Genomic DNA, 17,182 nt, shown 5'->3' with positions numbered 1-17,182 from the left:
GGGATGACCTCGCAGCGCACCCGTGAGCGTTTGATCCAGCGCTTATATGAAGAAGGCGTGTCCAACGCCCGTGTGCTGGAAGTGATCCGCCGCACGCCGCGGCATCTGTTTGTCGATGAAGCGCTGGCACACCGCGCCTATGAAGACACGGCGTTGCCAATCGGCCACAACCAGACCATTTCCCAGCCTTATATGGTGGCGCGCATGAGCGAGTTGCTGTTGGAGGCGGGGCCGCTGGACAAGGTCATGGAGATCGGCACCGGTTCCGGTTACCAGACCGCCGTGTTGTCACAATTGGTCGAGCGGGTGTTTTCCGTCGAGCGCATCAAGGTCCTGCAGGACCGGGCCAAGGAGCGCCTGGTCGAGCTGAACCTGCGTAACGTGGTGTTTCGCTGGGGCGATGGCTGGGAAGGCTGGCCGGCACTGGCGCCGTACAACGGCATTATTGTCACCGCCGTGGCGACCGATGTGCCGCAAGCGTTGCTCGATCAACTCGCGCCCGGCGGGCGTCTGGTGATTCCGGTGGGTTCGGGGGAGGTGCAGCAGTTGATGTTGATCATCCGCGAAGAAAACGGCTTCTCGCGCCATGTGTTGGGGGCGGTGCGATTTGTGCCACTGCTCAATGGGCCGCTGGCCTGAGCATTTGTATAAACGCTCTGAATTCTCCCCGATTGCCCTTGTCCTACAGCGGCGTCGTCGAGTGTTAAACGCCAGCAATCAACACAGGCAAACGTGTGCGGCGAGCGATTTCGCCGCCGTCAGGGTAAAGCCCGGACGGCCAGTTATACTTGCGGCACCTTATGCCGACACACGGCAAATGTTTATTTTCAGCCACCACAAAGGGAGCGGCGGGTGAGTCTCACAGTCATTGCGCAGCGTATGGGTACAACGAGCTTTCAGCGCCTGGTGACTGGCCTTGTCCTGAGTACCTTGCTGGTCGGGTGCTCCAGCACCAAATCCAGCAATGTCCGGGTCGTTGATCGCAACAATACGTCGAACCCGGTCGCGCAACGTCCGGCCGTGACCACTGGACAGTACGTGGTTCGTAAAGGTGACACCTTGTTCTCGATCGCCTTTCGCTACGGTTGGGACTACAAGGCACTGGCGGCAAGAAACAATATTCCTACGCCCTATACGATACGTGTAGGTCAGACAATTCGCTTCGATGGGCGTAACGATTCAGCTCCAACAGCCACGGTGACCCAGTCCGGTTCGACCTCCAGTTCGTCGAGCAAAACGACCGTGATTCGTCGGCCGGTCGGGGTTGCACCGACGGTTGCAAGCAAGCCCTCAAACAGCCCCGCGCCAGCCCCGCTGCCGCCTGCAGGCCCGGCCCCGACCGGTTGGGGATGGCCATCGAACGGGATTCTGATTGGAAAATTCTCTTCAAACGGTAGTTTGAATAAAGGCATTGATATCGCCGGAGATTTGGGACAGCCTGTTTTAGCTGCGTCTGATGGGACGGTGGTATACGCCGGGAGTGGCTTAAGGGGCTACGGCGAATTAGTCATCATCAAACACAGCGATACCTACGTCAGTGCCTACGGTCACAACCGCAGGCTGTTGGTTCGGGAGGGGCAGCAGGTCAAGGTCGGACAGACAATTGCCGAAATGGGGTCAACGGGTACAGACCGGGTGAAACTGCATTTTGAGATTCGCCGCCAAGGTAAGCCTGTAGATCCGCTGCAATTCCTGCCACGTCGTTGATTTGATGCCAGCCTGTTCCGTCACGTAGAGGGAACAGGCTCCAGCGTTGCCAAGGATAAAGGCGCCGCTTGAGCTTGAGGTCGAACTCACCAAAGGACTATAACAATGGCTCTCAGTAAAGAAGTGCCGGAGTTTGACATCGACGATGAGGTGCTCCTGATGGAGACCGGCATCGCTACGGATTCGATGTCGGATGATGAAGGGGCGACTCCACCTTCTGTTCGCGCCAAATCCAGACACTCCGCTTCGCTTAAGCAACACAAGTACATTGACTACACGCGAGCGCTCGACGCGACGCAGCTGTATCTCAATGAAATCGGCTTTTCCCCCCTGCTGTCACCGGAAGAAGAAGTGCATTTTGCGCGTCTGTCGCAAAGTGGCGATCCTGCCGGGCGCAAGCGCATGATTGAAAGCAACCTGCGGCTGGTGGTGAAAATCGCCCGACGCTACGTTAATCGTGGGCTGTCGCTGCTCGACCTGATCGAAGAGGGCAACCTCGGCCTCATCCGGGCGGTGGAGAAGTTCGATCCCGAGCGCGGCTTCCGTTTCTCGACCTACGCCACTTGGTGGATTCGCCAGACCATCGAACGGGCGATCATGAATCAGACCCGGACGATCCGGTTGCCAATCCATGTGGTCAAGGAACTCAACGTGTACCTGCGGGCGGCACGGGAGCTGACACAGAAGCTCGATCACGAACCCTCACCCGAAGAAATCGCCAATCTGCTGGAAAAACCGGTGGGCGAGGTCAAGCGCATGCTGGGCTTGAACGAGCGGGTTTCTTCGGTCGACGTCTCGCTGGGTCCGGATTCGGATAAAACCCTGCTGGACACCCTCACGGACGACCGTCCTACCGACCCGTGCGAATTGCTCCAGGACGATGATCTGTCCCAGAGTATCGATCAGTGGCTGTCTGAACTGACCGACAAGCAACGGGAGGTGGTCATTCGCCGCTTCGGCCTGCGTGGCCATGAGAGCAGCACTCTGGAAGACGTAGGCCTGGAAATCGGCCTGACCCGTGAGCGGGTCAGACAAATCCAGGTGGAAGGGCTGAAGCGCCTTCGCGAGATTCTCGAGAAGAATGGCCTGTCCAGCGAGTCCCTGTTCCAGTAAGCAATACCGTCGCACCTGTACGAGAAGCCCCGACTGGTTCGGGGCTTTTTGTTGTCCAGAGAGGGGGCTGGTACTGGCCTCGGCTTTGTCGTGGTGCCGTGTAAGACTTCGCTGACTGTGTCGTAGGTGTTCGCTATTTTTACGGCGGGCGTTTACCGATTTTTCGCCGGTGCGTGTCTGTATCTCGTTGTTTTATAAAGATTTAGTAAAAGCGAATTGCGGACAATCAGGCCCGAGGAAGGCAGGTAGTGGGCTTGTCCTGATCACATAAGGCGCTAGTATCTGGGCTGTGCCAACGGACAGGCGCACCCACCAAGGACGCTGGGAAGGACATCGCAGGACGCGATTCATCAGGACGATGACAGGGACCAAAGGGATTAGGGGTAAAAGGTGGGCGGGTCAAACCGCCCCTTTTTTTTGCCTGGATTTTCTGCCCGAGGATCATCCGGCAGAAACGCAAAAAGGCCCGCAAGGGGCCTTTTCGAGACAGCGGGGCTGATCAGCGTTCGAGGTCAGCGAGCTTGCCGGGCTTGCCATCCCACTCCGCTGCATCGGGCAGCGAGTCTTTCTTCTCAGTGATGTTCGGCCAGACTTCGGCCAGTTCCATGTTCAACTGGATGAAATTTTCCATGCCGGCCGGTACTTCATCTTCCGAGAAGATGGCCACAGCAGGGCATTCTGGTTCGCACAGCGCGCAATCGATGCACTCGTCCGGGTGAATCACCAGGAAGTTCGGGCCTTCGTAAAAGCAGTCCACCGGACAGACTTCTACGCAGTCGGTGTACTTGCACTTGATGCAGTTGTCGGTGACGACGAAGGTCATTTCTAATTTTCTCCTCAGGCGGCGGCAGCGGAGCCCCTTCAGGACGGGGTCGCCAGGTTTGGGAGCGATGTCTGCAGGCCAGGCTATTAGCCTGCAGCACCCAAACCGCGCGAGATTCTAACAGCTTGAAGCCGTCTGCGTTAGACCCGTGTCTTTAGTGTATAGAGCAATTCAAGCGCCTTGCGCGGGGTCATGTCGTCCAGATCGAGTTTCGCCAACTCATCCAGCACCGGATGCGGCAGGCTGGCGAACAGATCGCTCTGCATCGGCGCCGCCGGTTTGCCCTTCACCGGCACTGGCTGCTCATGGGGCAGGGCGGTGGTTTCCAGGCGATTGAGGTGCTCACGGGCGCGTACGATCACCTCGCTCGGCACACCGGCCAATTGCGCCACGGCCAGGCCATAACTCTGACTCGCCGGCCCCGGCAGCACGTGATGCAGGAACACAATGCGTTCGTTGTGCTCGGTGGCGTTGAGGTGCACATTTGCCACCAGCGGCTGCGCCTCCGGCAGCACGGTCAATTCAAAATAATGCGTGGCGAACAGTGTATAGGCGCGCAAATGCGCCAGGCGCTCGGCAGCCGCCCAGGCCAGCGACAGACCATCGAAGGTGCTGGTGCCGCGCCCCACTTCGTCCATCAGCACCAGGCTGCGTTCGCTGGCGTTGTGCAGGATATTGGCGGTCTCGCTCATTTCGACCATAAAGGTCGAGCGCCCACCGGCGAGGTCATCGCTGGAGCCGATCCGGGTGAAGATGCGATCCACCAGCGACAGCTCGCAACTGGCGGCCGGGACGAAACTGCCGATATGCGCCAGCAGCACGATCAATGCGGTTTGCCGCATGTAGGTCGATTTACCGCCCATGTTCGGGCCGGTGATCACCAGCATGCGGGTGTTGTCATCGAGGCTCAGGTCGTTGGCCACGAACGGTGTAGTCAGGACTTGTTCGACCACCGGGTGACGACCCTGGGTGATGCGCATGCACGGCTCATCGACAAAGCGCGGGCAGTTGAGGTCGAGGTTCAGCGCCCGTTCGGCGAGGTTGCTCAGCACGTCCAGTTCGGCCAGGGCGCCGGCGGTGTCTTGCAGCGGCGGCAGTTGGCTGATCAGGTCTTCCAGCAGCGCCTCGTAGAGCATTTTTTCCCGGGCCAGGGCTCGGCTCTTGGCCGACAGCGCCTTGTCTTCGAAGGCCTTGAGCTCGGGGGTGATGAAGCGCTCGGCACCTTTCAGGGTTTGCCGGCGAACGTAATCGGCCGGTGCGGACTCCGCCTGCTTGCTCGGCAACTCAATGAAGTAGCCGTGAATCCGGTTGTAGCCGACCTTCAAGTGGGACAGGCCAGTGCGTGCCTTCTCGCGGGCCTCCAGGTCGATCAGGAACTGCCCGGCGTTTTCGCTGAGCGATTGCAGGTCGTCCAGTTCCGCGTCGTAGCCGGTCTTGAGCACGCCGCCGTCGCGGATCACCGCTGGCGGGTTGTCGATGATGGCTTTTTCCAGCAGCGCTGCGAGTTCCGGGTAAGTACTGGTGATTTTCGCCAGCTCAATAATGTGCGGCGCTTCCAGCTCCGCCATTGCCAGCTGCAAGGCCGGCAGGGCGCCGAGGGCATCACGTAGACGTGCAAGGTCGCGGGGGCGTGCGTTGCGCAGGCCGATCCGCGCCAGAATCCGCTCGATATCGCCGATTTCCTTGAGCTGCGGTTGCAGCTCCTCGAAGCGATAACCGTCGAGCAGGCAGGTGATTGACGTCTGCCGCGACAGCAATACCTTGAGGTCGCGCAACGGGCGGTTCAGCCAGCGGGTCAGCAGACGGCTGCCCATCGCAGTCTGGCAACGGTCGACCACCGATTGCAGAGTATTGTCGCGCCCGCCCGCCAGGTTGGTGTCCAGTTCCAGGTTACGGCGGCTCGCGCCGTCCAGCACCACGGTGTCGTCCAGCCGCTCGTGCCGCAGGCTGCGCAAATGCGGCAAGGCGGTGCGTTGGGTTTCCTTCGCGTAAGCCAACAGGCAACCGGCGGCACCGATGGCCAGGGTCAGGTTCTCGCATCCAAAGCCTTTCAAGTCTTGGGTGGAAAACTGCTGGCAGAGACTTTTCAGCGCCGAATCACGCTCAAAATCCCACGGCGCCCGGCGACGAACCCCACGACGCTTTTCCGCTGGCAGATCTTTTGGCCAGTCATCCGGGATGAGCAGTTCGACCGGGTTAACCCGCTCCAGCTCCGCCAGCAGGTTTTCCCAGCCCTTGATCTCCAGCACCGAGAAGTTGCCGCTGGTGATGTCCAGCACCGCCAGGCCGAACAGCCGCTCGTCACCGAGCACTGCAGCGATCAGGTTGTCGCGACGCTCATCCAGCAGCGCTTCATCACTCACCGTGCCCGGCGTGATGATCCGCACCACTTGGCGTTCCACTGGCCCTTTACTGGTGGCCGGATCACCAATCTGCTCACAGATCACCACCGACTCGCCGAGCTTGACCAGTTTCGCCAGATAACCTTCCGCGGCGTGGTAAGGAATCCCACACATCGGAATCGCCTGCCCTGCCGACTGCCCGCGTGCGGTCAGGGTGATGTCCAGCAACTTGGCGGCTTTCTTCGCGTCCTCGTAAAAGATCTCGTAGAAATCGCCCATGCGATAGAACATCAACTGATCGGGGTGCTGGTTCTTCAGGCGCCAGTACTGCTGCATCATCGGCGTGTGTGAGGACAGATCGGAGAGGGCTTTATTCATCGACTGATCAAGAAAACTCGTTGAAAGGTGTGGGGCAAAAGGAGGGGCATCGGCCCGGCTTTTCCGCGATGGGCGCAAGGTTACCATGGGTGCCTGTTCGGCACCGAGGGCCGATGGCGGCGGGCCCAGGGTTTCGCCGCAAATGCACAAATATGCAAATCAGCATTTGTATTCGCGAAAAAGATCAAGCACTATGCGCGTTATGCAAAAACGCAATGTTTCTTCCGTCCTCCGAGCGCTGCTCGATCAACACGGTCTCTCCCCCACGGAGCTGCACCGGCGTACCGGCGTGCCGCAATCGACCCTGTCGCGGATCCTCAGCGGCAAGATCGTCGACCCTTCCGACAAACACATCTCTAAGATCGCCGAGTACTTCGCCGTGAGCACCGATCAACTGCGCGGGCGCGCCGACATCCCACCGACTGTCGCTGGCGGACGCGGTGCATTGCATTCAGAACTCAGGGATATCAGCCTGTGGGACGACGACACTCCCGTCGATGACGACGAGGTGTCAGTCCCCTTTCTGCGCGAGGTCGAATTGGCGGCGGGATCAGGCAGATTCGTGATTGAAGAGAGCGAACGCTCCAGCCTGCGCTTCGGCAAGCGCAGCCTGCGCCATAACGGCGTGCAGTTCGACCAGGCCAAGTGCGTCACGGTCCGCGGCAACAGCATGCTGCCGGTCCTGCGCGACGGCGCCACAGTGGGCGTCAATGCCGGTAAATGCGGGATTGGCGACATCGTCGACGGCGACCTTTACGCCATCAATCACAATGGTCAACTCCGAGTGAAACAGCTCTATCGCCTGCCCACCGGCATTCGCCTGCGCAGCTTCAACCGCGATGAACACCCGGATGAGGACTACAGCTTCCAGGCCATCCAGGAAGAGCAGATCGTCATTCTTGGGCACGTCTTCTGGTGGGGGATGTACGCTCGGTAGCGAATGCTGTTTGGAGATGGCCCGCGTAATTGCGGGCTTTTTTATGTCCTGCGTCAGCGCCTGCAATCCCTCAGCAAGTGCATACCGCAGATCTGGATAATGCGCAATTGCATTGACTATCTATGCATCAATGCATATTCTTTCTCTCTAGCAGTTAAGCCAAGTGACTCCGAGCGAGCCTTCAGGTTGCTGGCTACAACTATCATCCACAGGGAGGCGATACATGATGAATGACCATCAAGCATTAATGGACCTGCCTATCTGGTTGTCCTTCATTCTAGTCCTGATCGCCGGGCTGTCTGGTGAGATGCTCCGCGCTGATAAAGAGGGTGTACGCGGCTTGTCGCTACTACGGCGACTGGCTCTGCGTTCGGGGGCAAGCGTGATCTGCGGTGTGTCAGTCGTGATGTTGCTCTACGCTGCCGCAATGTCGATTTGGGTTGGTGGGGCTTTCGGGTGCCTGACCGCAATGGCCGGCACCGACGTCGCCATCGGGCTTTACGAGCGTTGGGTGGCGAAGCGGATCGGTCTTGAGGACGCACCGCGTAAGAATCTCCCCCGCGATCGGTAGTACGTACGCGTTGCTCATTTGGGCGCATCCATAACTCGGTCTTCCCCGGCCATACCCCCTAACATTTTGATCAAGCCCGCGCCTTGCAAGTGCCATGTGCTCGTGTACGGTAAGTCTCATACCGACCGCTCAGGAGAGGACCGTGAAAGAAACCACCCAACTGGCCGCCGAACTGGGGCGACGTTTGCAGGTACTCAATGCTCACGTTGCCACTGCCGAGTCTTGCACCGGGGGCGGGATCGCTGAGGCGATCACGCGGATTCCGGGGAGTTCGGCGTGGTTCGAAGCGGGGTACGTGACTTACTCCAACCGGCAGAAAACCCAGCAGCTTGGGGTGCCGGCCGAGTTGTTCGAGCAGGTGGGCGCGGTCAGTCGCGAGGTGGTTGAGGCGATGGTGCGGGGCGCTCAGCGTCATAGCCATGCGCATTTTGCCGTGGCGGTCAGCGGTGTGGCGGGGCCGGACGGTGGTTCGCCGAGTAAACCGGTAGGCACGGTATGGCTGGCCTGGGGCGTTGGCGACGCGGTTTACAGCGAGATGCAGTTTCTTCCGGGAAGCCGCGATGAGGTCCGCCGACAAACGGTGAAGGCCGCGCTAGAGGGGCTGCTGCGGCATGCCGCTGGAGAAATCTCAAATCAGGGGTAGGCGATCTGCAAACCCTGTGGAATAATACTGTCTACTTATACAGGTGTTGGCCGTCAGGCCTTATTGATTACGTGAGGACTTTAATGGACGACAACAAGAAGAAAGCCTTGGCTGCGGCCCTGGGTCAGATCGAACGTCAATTCGGCAAGGGTGCCGTAATGCGTATGGGCGATCAGGACCGTCAGGCGATCCCTTCTATTTCGACTGGCTCTCTGGGTCTGGACATCGCGCTCGGCATTGGCGGCCTGCCAAAAGGCCGTATCGTTGAAATCTACGGTCCTGAATCCTCCGGTAAAACCACGCTGACGCTGTCTGTGATCGCCCAGGCTCAAAAAGCCGGTGCGACCTGTGCCTTCGTCGATGCGGAACACGCCCTCGATCCTGAATACGCCGGCAAGCTGGGCGTAAACGTCGACGACCTGCTGGTGTCCCAGCCGGATACTGGCGAACAGGCACTGGAAATCACCGACATGCTGGTGCGCTCCAACGCGGTTGACGTGATCATCGTCGACTCCGTCGCCGCTCTGGTACCGAAGGCTGAGATCGAAGGCGAAATGGGTGACATGCACGTGGGCCTGCAAGCTCGTCTGATGTCCCAGGCACTGCGGAAAATCACCGGTAACATCAAGAACGCCAACTGCCTGGTGATCTTCATCAACCAGATCCGTATGAAGATCGGCGTGATGTTCGGTAGCCCGGAAACCACCACCGGTGGTAACGCACTGAAGTTCTACGCCTCGGTTCGTCTGGACATCCGCCGCACCGGCGCGGTGAAGGATGGCGACGAAGTGGTCGGCAGTGAAACCCGCGTCAAGGTCGTGAAGAACAAAGTGGCTTCGCCGTTCCGTCAGGCTGAGTTCCAGATTCTTTACGGCAAAGGCATCTACCTTAACGGCGAGATGATCGACCTGGGCGTGTTGCACGGCTTCGTCGAGAAATCCGGCGCCTGGTACGCCTACAATGGTGCCAAAATTGGTCAGGGCAAGGCCAACTCGGCCAAGTTCCTGGCGGACAACCCGGAAGTCGCTGCCGCGCTCGAGAAGCAACTGCGCGATAAGCTGCTGACCCCAGCACCGGACGTCAAGGCTTCGCCGGTAAAAGAAACTGCTGACGACCTGGCTGACGCGGATATCTGATTGCTCCGATGACCGCCGTACTCGATACACTCGTCGCAGTGCGGCGAACCGCCATGGACCTGCTCGCACGACGCGAGCACGGTCGAGTCGAGCTGACGCGTAAACTGCGTCAGCGCGGCGCCCCTCCTGAAATGATCGAAACAGCCCTCGACCGCTTGATGGAAGAAGGCCTGTTATCCGAATCCCGCTACCTTGAGAGCTTTGTGTCCTACCGCGCCCGCTCGGGTTACGGTCCTTTACGGATTCGCGAAGAGCTGAGCCAACGTGGCTTGCAACGTGCTGATATAGAGCTAGCGTTACGCGAAAGCGGCATCAGTTGGCAGGAACAGCTGGAAGAGGTTTGGCGACGCAAATTTTCCGGGCGTCTTCCCATCGACGCGCGGGAGCGCGCCAAGCAAGGGCGATTCCTCAGCTACCGGGGTTATTCCATGGAGATGATCAACCGCTTGTTCAGCGGCAGGGGAATGGACGATTGATACAAACGGCCCGCTATTTCGATAGCGGGCCGTTTTTTTTGCCTCGCGAAAATCAGGACGGCTCACGCGTGCGTTGTGAATGTGGCTTGGTCTGACTCGCCGCATGGGCCCAGTTTTCCGGCAGGTTGATGAAATCCACCAGCTCTCGCAAACGCCCGTGGTTACGTGCATTGAAGGTAAACGCCAGCCGCGCCAGGTGACTGAACCGGGCGTCGTCATGTTCCTCGCCGCTGTAAGCATGCTGATGAAAGCTGTCGCTCAGGCACAGGTCGGCGAAGGTCTCATGCATCTGGTCGAGGGCCTGCTCGCTGAGCTTGTGGTTCATGCGGATCACAAATTGCTGTTTGAGCCAGCGGCTGGAATGGAAATTACCGTAGAACTGGTTGATCTCGGCTACGGCTTCTTCAACGTTGTCCACCAACCGCATCAGCTTCATATCGGTGGGCAGGATGTAATGATTTTCCGCCAATTGGCTCTGAAGAAAGTCCAGCGCCCCTTGCCAGAACGTGCCGCCCGGTGCGTCCAGTAACACCACCGGCACCAAGGGGCTTTTGCCGGTCTGGATCAGTGTCAGCACTTCCAGGGCTTCGTCGAGGGTGCCGAAACCGCCCGGGCATAGGACCAAGGCATCCGCCTCTTTGACAAAAAACAGCTTGCGGGTAAAGAAGAAGTGGAACGGCAGCAGGTTGCCAGTGCCTTGTACCGTCGGGTTGGCGTGCTGTTCGAACGGCAGGGTGATGTTGAACCCCAAGCTGTGATCCAGGCCCGCGCCTTCGTGGGCCGCCGCCATGATCCCGCCGCCGGCCCCGGTAATCACCATCAGGTCCGAGCGTGCCAATTCAGCCCCCAATTCGCGAGCCATGGCGTACAGCGGATGTTCGACCGGCGTTCGCGCCGAGCCAAACACCGTGACTTTACGTCGGCCCTTGAACTGCTCAAGCACGCGGAATGCCTGCTCGAGTTCGCGCAAGGCCTGCAAGGTAATTTTGGCATTCCAGCGGTTGTGATCTTCCTGGGCCATGCGCAGGACGGTGAGGATCATGTCGCGATAAATCGGGTGGTTAGGACTGTCGGGTGAAACCAGTTTGAGTTGTTCTTCGACCTTATTGATCAGGTCATGGCCGCCAGATTCAAAGTGACGGTTGAGGAGGTCGTTCGGTTGATAAGGCATTCAGCTTTCTCCTTCTGCACAAAACCTTACGGCGAATGCATGACTAGATCATTGCGCCGGAAAGTCTTCGCTGGCAACCGCTTATTGCCGATTTGCAATGCCGTTTCACCATTCGTCCGAAGCCGCTGCAGGCCGCGGGCGCTCTGATTTACTCAATCACAGGTGATATCAAAACCATTGCACCGAGGGCTTGGCGCTGGGTTGAGCGGGTGAAGGATTTATCGTCGCTGACAAGACGATCAGGGAGCAGGGAGGCGGGAGATGGCCAGGATCATTCTGGAAATCGATACGCAGCTGTATCGAATGTTACAAACCGCCGCCGAGGCCAATCACTTGAGTCTCGAAGAAGAGTGCTGCCGGCGTCTGCAAGGGACTGAGCGCCGATCGCGTTATTTGCTGGCGCTGGTGGCGGAGTTGCGCGCCGAAGATGAACAGCGGCGCGCCAACACCCGGTGATTACTTTTTCTTCGGCGCTGCGGCTTTCGGGCAATCCGCTTCTTTGAATTCCTCCGCCAGCACCGGGCGGTTGGTTTTCACTTCGGTGAACTCGTACCGCATGATCGCGCCTTGCGCCATCAACTTGCGAAAGCCTGGATTGGTGCACACCGTGCGACCCAACTGAAAATACACGGCCTTGGGGTCGTTGCGCATCTGCTCGGCATGGCTGCTCTGCACGCTGAGGTGATTGATCAGCACATTGCCTTCGGCGGTATAGCCCTGATCGAGAATGTCTTCGTTGATCGCCCGAGGCGTGCCGACGCTGCTCTGGGCCGCGACGTTCTTCAGCATTTTGCTGAATTCGAGTTCTTTCAGCGACGCAGCCTGAGCCGTGAAAGACGACGCCAACAGCACGGCAACGGTGGGAACGATAAGGCGCAGCATGAAACTCTCCTGGTTCAGTGACTGGTGCTTCGACCCGCCACGTGACGGTGCGTTCAGTGGTCGCGGATTATAGAGGAGGGGCGGTGGACGGTACAGGCTTGGCGGGACAGCTCTGATAAACTGCCGCGACTTTCTGCCTTATCGAGTGTTTGTCGTGTTGATCGTGTTTCCCTGCGGGCGGTGCCTGCGATGACTCAAGCCACCCCGGGTTTTGCCTTGAACGCCGTTGCCCGTTTGCGCGACGAACGGGAAGAAGCCGGCATCAAGCCGATCGAGGCCCGCGGCTGGCGGGCCACCCGCTGCCGTGCTTGCCGGGTGATCGAGAGTCACTGCTTGTGTGCCTGGCGGCCGAAGGTCCAGACCCGTGCCGGCGTGTGTCTGATCATGACCAATAAGGAAGTGTTCAAGCCCAGCAACACCGGTTGGCTGATCGCCGACGTGCTGGCGGACAACTTCGCATTTATCTGGTCGCGCACAGAGGTGGATCAGGCACTGATCGATTTGCTGGCCGACCCGCAGTGGCAGCCGTACCTGGTGTTCCCCGGCGAATATGTCGAGCAGGCGCGGGTGGTGAACACGGTTGAACCAAGCGACGGTAAACGTCCGCTGTTCATCTTGCTGGACGCGACCTGGACCGAAGCGCGGAAGATTTTCCGCAAGAGTGCCTATTTCGACACGTTGCCGATCCTCAGCCTGATGCCGGAGAAGCTCTCGCGCTACCGCTTACGCCGCTCGACCCGCAGCGAGCACCTGTGCACCGCTGAAGTCGCGGCCCTGTGCCTGGAACTGGCGCAGGACAACGATGCCGCGAATGCCCTGGACGCCTACTTCGACGTGTTCAGCCAGCATTACCTCGACGCCAAGCGCCAGTTGCCGCTGGATTGCAGCAGCGAGGCGCATGAGGCGCTGAAAAGGTACATGATCTAAACCGTCAGCGTCTGCGGCTTTTTCGGCCACAACTGCGCGGCGAGCATGCCACAGAGCATCAGGCCGCAGCCGATGTAACCACGCAGGGTCAGCGATTCGTTCAGTAACCAGGCACCGGCAATAGCGGCGAACACGGCTTCGAGGGAGAAAATGATCGCGGCGTGCGAGGCAATCGCGTCTTTCTGGGCGATCACTTGCAAGGTGTAACCGATGCCGACCGCGATCACGCCGCCGTAAATGACGGCCGGGCCGGCGGCGAGGATCGCGTCCCATTGCCAGGTTTCGAAGCACAGCGCCAGCACCAGGCTGACCACCGAGCAGGTGACGAATTGCAGGAACGCCAGGCGGATCACGTCGTGGCGACCGGCGAACACGCCGACCAGCACCACATGCCCGCCCCACACAAATGCGCCGATCAACTGCAGCCAATCGCCGGACGAGACCTGGAAATTGTCGCCGACACTGAGCAGGAACATGCCCACCACTGCCAGCAGCGCCCCGAGCCAGGTGCCCAGGCCGGTCTTGTGGCCAATGAGCAATCCCAAAAGCGGCACTACAATCACATACAGCCCGGTGATGAACCCGGCATTGGTGACGCTGGTAAACAGCAGGCCGACTTGCTGCAGGTTAATCCCCAGCGCCAGGGCCAGGCCCATCACGCCGCCGCCGAGCAACAGGCCACGGGTCAGGAAAGGTTCGGCGGGCATCTGCTCGCGGCGGCTGCGCCACAGCAGCAGCGGTAGCAGGCACAACGAGCCGAGCGCGAAGCGCAGCCCGGAATAAAGGAAAGGTCCGACGTGATCCATGCCGGCCATCTGAGCGACAAAACCGGATCCCCAGATCATCGCGGTGATTAACATCAGTACATCGGCACGCAGGGCTGAACGGCGCATGGGGGCTCTCTTGTTGGTCTGCCCGCAAAGATGCCGTAAAGCAAGCAACTTGACCACCCCGGCTTCGCTGGGCATGCTTGGCGCCGATTAGGGCGCGGCCGAAGATTGAAACGCCGGTTCACAAGGCTTTTGGCGTTGAACGTGCCCTGTTGATTGTTGCCGCCTGGTGGCAATCCAGAGTTGCTTTGGCGAGTGCCGATACCCTTGGCGCGCCATCAAAAACAGGATCATTTGAAAAATGGCCACATACGAAATCCTGATTGCCGATGACCACCCTCTGTTTCGCAGTGCCTTGCATCAAGCCTTGACCCTGGGCCTCGGTCCCGACGTGCGGTTGGTCGAGGTGGCGAGCATCGCCGAGCTGGAAGTCCGCCTGACCGAAAAGGCCGATTGGGACCTGGTGCTGCTGGACCTGAACATGCCTGGAGCCTACGGTTTTTCCGGGCTGGTGCTGTTGCGCGGGCAATATCCGCAGATTCCGGTGGTGATGGTATCGGCCCAGGAAGAAGCGGCGGTCATGGTCAAGTCCCGTGAATTCGGCGCCAGTGGTTTCATTCCCAAATCCAGTTCGCTGGAAGTGATCCAGAAAGCCGTGCAAGCGGTGCTCGACGGCGACGTGTTCTGGCCGCCGCAGGCGTTCGAAGCGGTCAGCGTGTCCGATGAGGCCAAAGCCGCCAGCGAAGGCCTCGCCAGCCTGACGCCGCAACAGTTCCGCGTGCTGACCATGGTTTGCGAAGGGTTGCTCAACAAGCAGATCGCGTTTGAGCTGAGCGTGTCCGAGGCGACCATCAAGGCGCACGTCACGGCGATTTTCCGCAAGCTCAATGTGCGGACCCGGACTCAGGCAGCGCTGCTCTTGCAACAACTTGAGTCAATTTCCAGCCATTGAAGCCCAACACATTCACGCTTTTTTGACTTTGCTTGATCTAGTTTCCTCACTCCTTTTTGGTTCAGTTGCTTATCTATGTCACCTTTCAAAGGCCAGACCGGCCTCAAACGTATCCTCAATGCTTCCGGTTATTCCCTCGACGGCCTGCGCGCGGCCTTCGTCGGAGAAGCCGCGTTTCGTCAGTTGGTGTTGCTTAACGTCGTGCTGATTCCGCTGACGTTCTTCCTAAACGTCAGTCGTGTCGAGCAAGCCCTTTTGATCGCCGTCTGCCTGTTGGCCTTGATCGTCGAGTTACTCAACTCGGCGGTGGAAGCGGCGATCGACCGAATTTCCCTGGAGTTGCACCCTCTGTCGAAGAACGCCAAGGACATGGGCAGCGCCGCGCAATTCGTGGCGTTGACCATGATTGCGCTGGTGTGGGCGGTGATCCTGCTTTAAGCGATGCTCGGCAGCACGATTTCGTCGCTGCGCTGCACCCCGGCGGTGAAGGCCCGGCACAGGTCGAGGAACTCGCGCATCGCCGAGGTCTGGTATTTCTGCTTGTGCCAGATGAAATAGAACTGCCGCGCGAGGTCCAGGTCCGGTGTCTCTACCGGCACCAGGCTGCCACGGCGGAATGCATCGCGCAGTGCCAGACGCGAAATGCAGCCAATCCCCAGCCCTGATTCCACCGCACGTTTGATCGCCTCGGTGTGCTCCAGCTCCAGGCGGATGTTCAGCGCACTGCGGTGATGGCGCATGGCTTGGTCGAAGGTCAGCCGGGTGCCCGAACCTTGCTCCCGCAGGATCCATGCCTCCTGGCTCAGTTCTTCCATGCTCGCAGTGCCTCGTTGCGCCAAGGGATGCTGGGGCGCGCAGAACACCACCAGTTCGTCCTCGACCCAACTCTGCACTTCGATGTCCGGATGGCTGCAATCGCCTTCGATCAGACCCAGATCAATTTCGTAGTGCGCCACTTGTTGCACGATATTGGCGGTGTTCTGCACATGCAGCTTCACCTGGCTCTCGGGATGGCGCTGCATGAAGCCGCCGATCAGCAGGGTGGCGAGGTAATTGCCGATGGTTAGCGTCGCGCCCACCGCCAAGGAGCCAAAACCGGACTTGCCGTTGAGCAGGTCTTCGATCTCCTTGGCCTGGTCGAGCATGGCCACGGCCTGCGGCAACAGTTGCTTGCCGAGGGCGTTGAGGCTCAGCCGCTTGCCCGCGCGATCGAACAACTGACAGCTCGATTGGCGCTCTAGCTCGGTGATCGAGGTGCTGGCCGCCGATTGCGACAGATTGAGCAGCCCGGCCGCGCGCGAGACGCTTTCCTGCTGGGCGACGGCGACGAATACTTGCAGTTGACGGAGAGTAAATCGCATATCTATATAACCGATAACCCTTATCTTAATAATCCATTTAACAGATATTGTCGCTGGCATTAGAATGCGATGCAATTGCGCACCCGCCGGCCTTGCCTGTAGCCGGCGCGAAGCTCGCGCAGACCATCTCCAGGAGTCCCCCGTACATGAGCAACATGAACCACGAGCGTGTCCTCAGTGTTCATCACTGGAACGACACTCTGTTCAGCTTCAAGTGCACCCGCGATCCGGGTCTGCGCTTCGAGAACGGTCAGTTCGTGATGATCGGCCTGCAACAACCCAATGGCCGCCCGCTTATGCGCGCTTACTCGATTGCCAGCCCGAACTGGGAAGAGCATCTCGAGTTCTTCAGCATCAAGGTGCAGGACGGTCCACTGACCTCCCAGTTGCAGCACTTGAAGGAAGGCGACGAGATCATCATCAGCAAGAAGCCTACCGGCACGCTGGTACTCGACGACCTCAAGCCTGGCAAACATTTGTACCTGCTCAGCACCGGCACCGGTCTGGCGCCGTTCATGAGCGTCATCCAGGACCCGGAAACCTACGAGCGTTTCGAAAAAGTGATCCTGTGCCACGGCGTGCGTTACGTCAACGAAGTCGCTTACCGCGAGTTCATCACCGAGCACCTGCCGCAGAACGAATTCTTCGGCGAAGCGCTGCGTGACAAGTTGATCTACTACCCGACCGTGACCCGCGAGCCGTTCGAGAACGAAGGCCGCCTGACCGACTTGATGCGCAGCGGCAAGCTGTTCAGCGACATCGGCCTGCCACCGATCAACCCTGAAGACGACCGCGCCATGCTGTGCGGCAGCCCGAGCATGCTCGACGAGACCAGCGAAGTGCTGAACAGCTTCGGCCTGAAAGTCTCGCCGCGGATGCGCGAGCCGGGTGATTACCTGATCGAACGAGCGTTCGTCGAGAAGTAAGCAACAA

At 59.4% G+C, this 17,182-nt stretch carries 19 protein-coding genes; 13 read left to right on the top strand and 6 right to left on the bottom strand.

All coding sequences use genetic code 11. The features are described 5' to 3' along the window. Positions 1 to 3 precede the first annotated feature (3 nt). From RG836_RS26630 to rpoS, 3 genes are all read left to right on the top strand, one after another. Positions 4 to 639: a protein-L-isoaspartate(D-aspartate) O-methyltransferase gene (locus RG836_RS26630; protein ID WP_310850953.1), complete on the top strand. Its 636-nt coding sequence runs from the start codon at positions 4 to 6 to the stop codon at positions 637 to 639. 213 nt (positions 640 to 852) lie between these two features. Further along, positions 853 to 1,707 (top strand): peptidoglycan DD-metalloendopeptidase family protein, encoded by an 855-nt coding sequence (locus tag RG836_RS26625; protein WP_310850806.1) that lies wholly within the window; start codon positions 853 to 855, stop codon positions 1,705 to 1,707. 105 nt (positions 1,708 to 1,812) lie between these two features. Beyond that, a complete protein-coding gene (gene rpoS / locus RG836_RS26620; protein ID WP_310850804.1) occupies positions 1,813 to 2,820 on the top strand; it encodes an RNA polymerase sigma factor RpoS in 1,008 nt (335 codons plus the stop codon). 499 nt (positions 2,821 to 3,319) lie between these two features. Here the strand turns inward: rpoS and fdxA are convergent, their stop codons facing one another. Together fdxA and mutS are read right to left on the bottom strand one after the other, a co-directional pair. Next, complete coding sequence (gene fdxA / locus RG836_RS26615; RefSeq protein ID WP_310850802.1) at positions 3,320 to 3,643, bottom strand: ferredoxin FdxA; 324 nt, start codon at positions 3,641 to 3,643, stop codon at positions 3,320 to 3,322. 140 nt (positions 3,644 to 3,783) lie between these two features. After that, entirely contained in the window at positions 3,784 to 6,363 is a 2,580-nt protein-coding gene (gene mutS / locus RG836_RS26610) for a DNA mismatch repair protein MutS (RefSeq protein ID WP_310850800.1), read from the bottom strand. A gap of 193 nt (positions 6,364 to 6,556) precedes the next feature. On the opposite strand from mutS, the gene RG836_RS26605 reads away from it, so the two are divergent. The 5 genes from RG836_RS26605 to recX all read left to right on the top strand — a co-directional run bounded on the left by RG836_RS26605 (position 6,557) and on the right by recX (position 10,126). Then, on the top strand, positions 6,557 to 7,300 hold the full coding sequence (locus tag RG836_RS26605; protein ID WP_310850798.1) for a LexA family transcriptional regulator: 744 nt from the start codon (positions 6,557 to 6,559) through the stop codon (positions 7,298 to 7,300). Between the two features lie 223 nt (positions 7,301 to 7,523). Then, the gene (locus tag RG836_RS26600) at positions 7,524 to 7,871 is read left to right on the top strand and encodes a phage holin family protein (RefSeq protein ID WP_310850797.1); all 348 of its coding nucleotides are present in this window, start codon (positions 7,524 to 7,526) and stop codon (positions 7,869 to 7,871) included. A 142-nt stretch (positions 7,872 to 8,013) separates the two neighbouring features. Continuing rightward, positions 8,014 to 8,514, top strand: a complete 501-nt coding sequence (locus RG836_RS26595; protein ID WP_310850795.1) for a CinA family protein — start codon at positions 8,014 to 8,016, stop codon at positions 8,512 to 8,514. Between the two features lie 83 nt (positions 8,515 to 8,597). Further along, on the top strand, positions 8,598 to 9,650 hold the full coding sequence (recA, locus tag RG836_RS26590; RefSeq protein ID WP_310850794.1) for a recombinase RecA: 1,053 nt from the start codon (positions 8,598 to 8,600) through the stop codon (positions 9,648 to 9,650). An 8-nt stretch (positions 9,651 to 9,658) separates the two neighbouring features. Then, a complete protein-coding gene (gene recX, locus RG836_RS26585; RefSeq protein WP_310850793.1) occupies positions 9,659 to 10,126 on the top strand; it encodes a recombination regulator RecX in 468 nt (155 codons plus the stop codon). Between the two features lie 52 nt (positions 10,127 to 10,178). On the opposite strand, the gene RG836_RS26580 is transcribed toward recX, so the two are convergent. After that, entirely contained in the window at positions 10,179 to 11,297 is a 1,119-nt protein-coding gene (locus RG836_RS26580) for an LOG family protein (protein ID WP_310850791.1), read from the bottom strand. Positions 11,298 to 11,558: 261 nt separating this feature from the next. On the opposite strand from RG836_RS26580, the gene RG836_RS26575 reads away from it, so the two are divergent. Further along, positions 11,559 to 11,753, top strand: a complete 195-nt coding sequence (locus RG836_RS26575; protein WP_310850790.1) for a hypothetical protein — start codon at positions 11,559 to 11,561, stop codon at positions 11,751 to 11,753. On the opposite strand, the gene RG836_RS26570 is transcribed toward RG836_RS26575, so the two are convergent. Beyond that, positions 11,754 to 12,179 (bottom strand): PA3611 family quorum-sensing-regulated virulence factor, encoded by a 426-nt coding sequence (locus tag RG836_RS26570; protein WP_310850789.1) that lies wholly within the window; start codon positions 12,177 to 12,179, stop codon positions 11,754 to 11,756. A gap of 189 nt (positions 12,180 to 12,368) precedes the next feature. Between RG836_RS26570 and RG836_RS26565 the strand changes: the two genes are divergently transcribed. Continuing rightward, the gene (locus RG836_RS26565; protein ID WP_310850788.1) at positions 12,369 to 13,106 is read left to right on the top strand and encodes a tRNA-uridine aminocarboxypropyltransferase; all 738 of its coding nucleotides are present in this window, start codon (positions 12,369 to 12,371) and stop codon (positions 13,104 to 13,106) included. Here RG836_RS26565 and RG836_RS26560 read toward each other — a convergent pair. After that, positions 13,103 to 13,999, bottom strand: a complete 897-nt coding sequence (locus RG836_RS26560) for a DMT family transporter (protein ID WP_310850787.1) — start codon at positions 13,997 to 13,999, stop codon at positions 13,103 to 13,105. The genes RG836_RS26565 and RG836_RS26560 overlap by 4 nt on opposite strands. Positions 14,000 to 14,237: 238 nt before the next feature. Here RG836_RS26560 and erdR point away from each other — a divergent pair, with 238 nt between their 5' ends. Together erdR and RG836_RS26550 are read left to right on the top strand one after the other, a co-directional pair. Further along, complete coding sequence (erdR, locus tag RG836_RS26555) at positions 14,238 to 14,888, top strand: response regulator transcription factor ErdR (RefSeq protein WP_310850786.1); 651 nt, start codon at positions 14,238 to 14,240, stop codon at positions 14,886 to 14,888. 75 nt (positions 14,889 to 14,963) lie between these two features. Next, a complete protein-coding gene (locus tag RG836_RS26550) occupies positions 14,964 to 15,326 on the top strand; it encodes a diacylglycerol kinase (protein ID WP_310850784.1) in 363 nt (120 codons plus the stop codon). On the opposite strand, the gene RG836_RS26545 is transcribed toward RG836_RS26550, so the two are convergent. After that, positions 15,323 to 16,249, bottom strand: coding sequence for a LysR family transcriptional regulator (locus RG836_RS26545; protein ID WP_310850783.1), 927 nt, complete (start codon positions 16,247 to 16,249; stop codon positions 15,323 to 15,325). The two genes, RG836_RS26550 and RG836_RS26545, sit on opposite strands and share 4 nt — an antisense overlap. 146 nt (positions 16,250 to 16,395) lie before the next feature. Between RG836_RS26545 and RG836_RS26540 the strand changes: the two genes are divergently transcribed. Beyond that, positions 16,396 to 17,175 carry a ferredoxin--NADP reductase gene (locus RG836_RS26540; protein WP_058412660.1) on the top strand — a complete coding sequence of 260 codons (780 nt, stop codon included), beginning with the start codon at positions 16,396 to 16,398 and terminating at the stop codon, positions 17,173 to 17,175. Positions 17,176 to 17,182: the final 7 nt, after the last annotated feature.

The organism is Pseudomonas rhizozeae (genome assembly GCF_031583775.1).
GTDB lineage: Bacteria > Pseudomonadota > Gammaproteobacteria > Pseudomonadales > Pseudomonadaceae > Aquipseudomonas.
The sequence above is the reverse complement of the archived record's forward strand: the minus strand, read 5'-3'. Positions and strand labels throughout refer to the sequence as shown.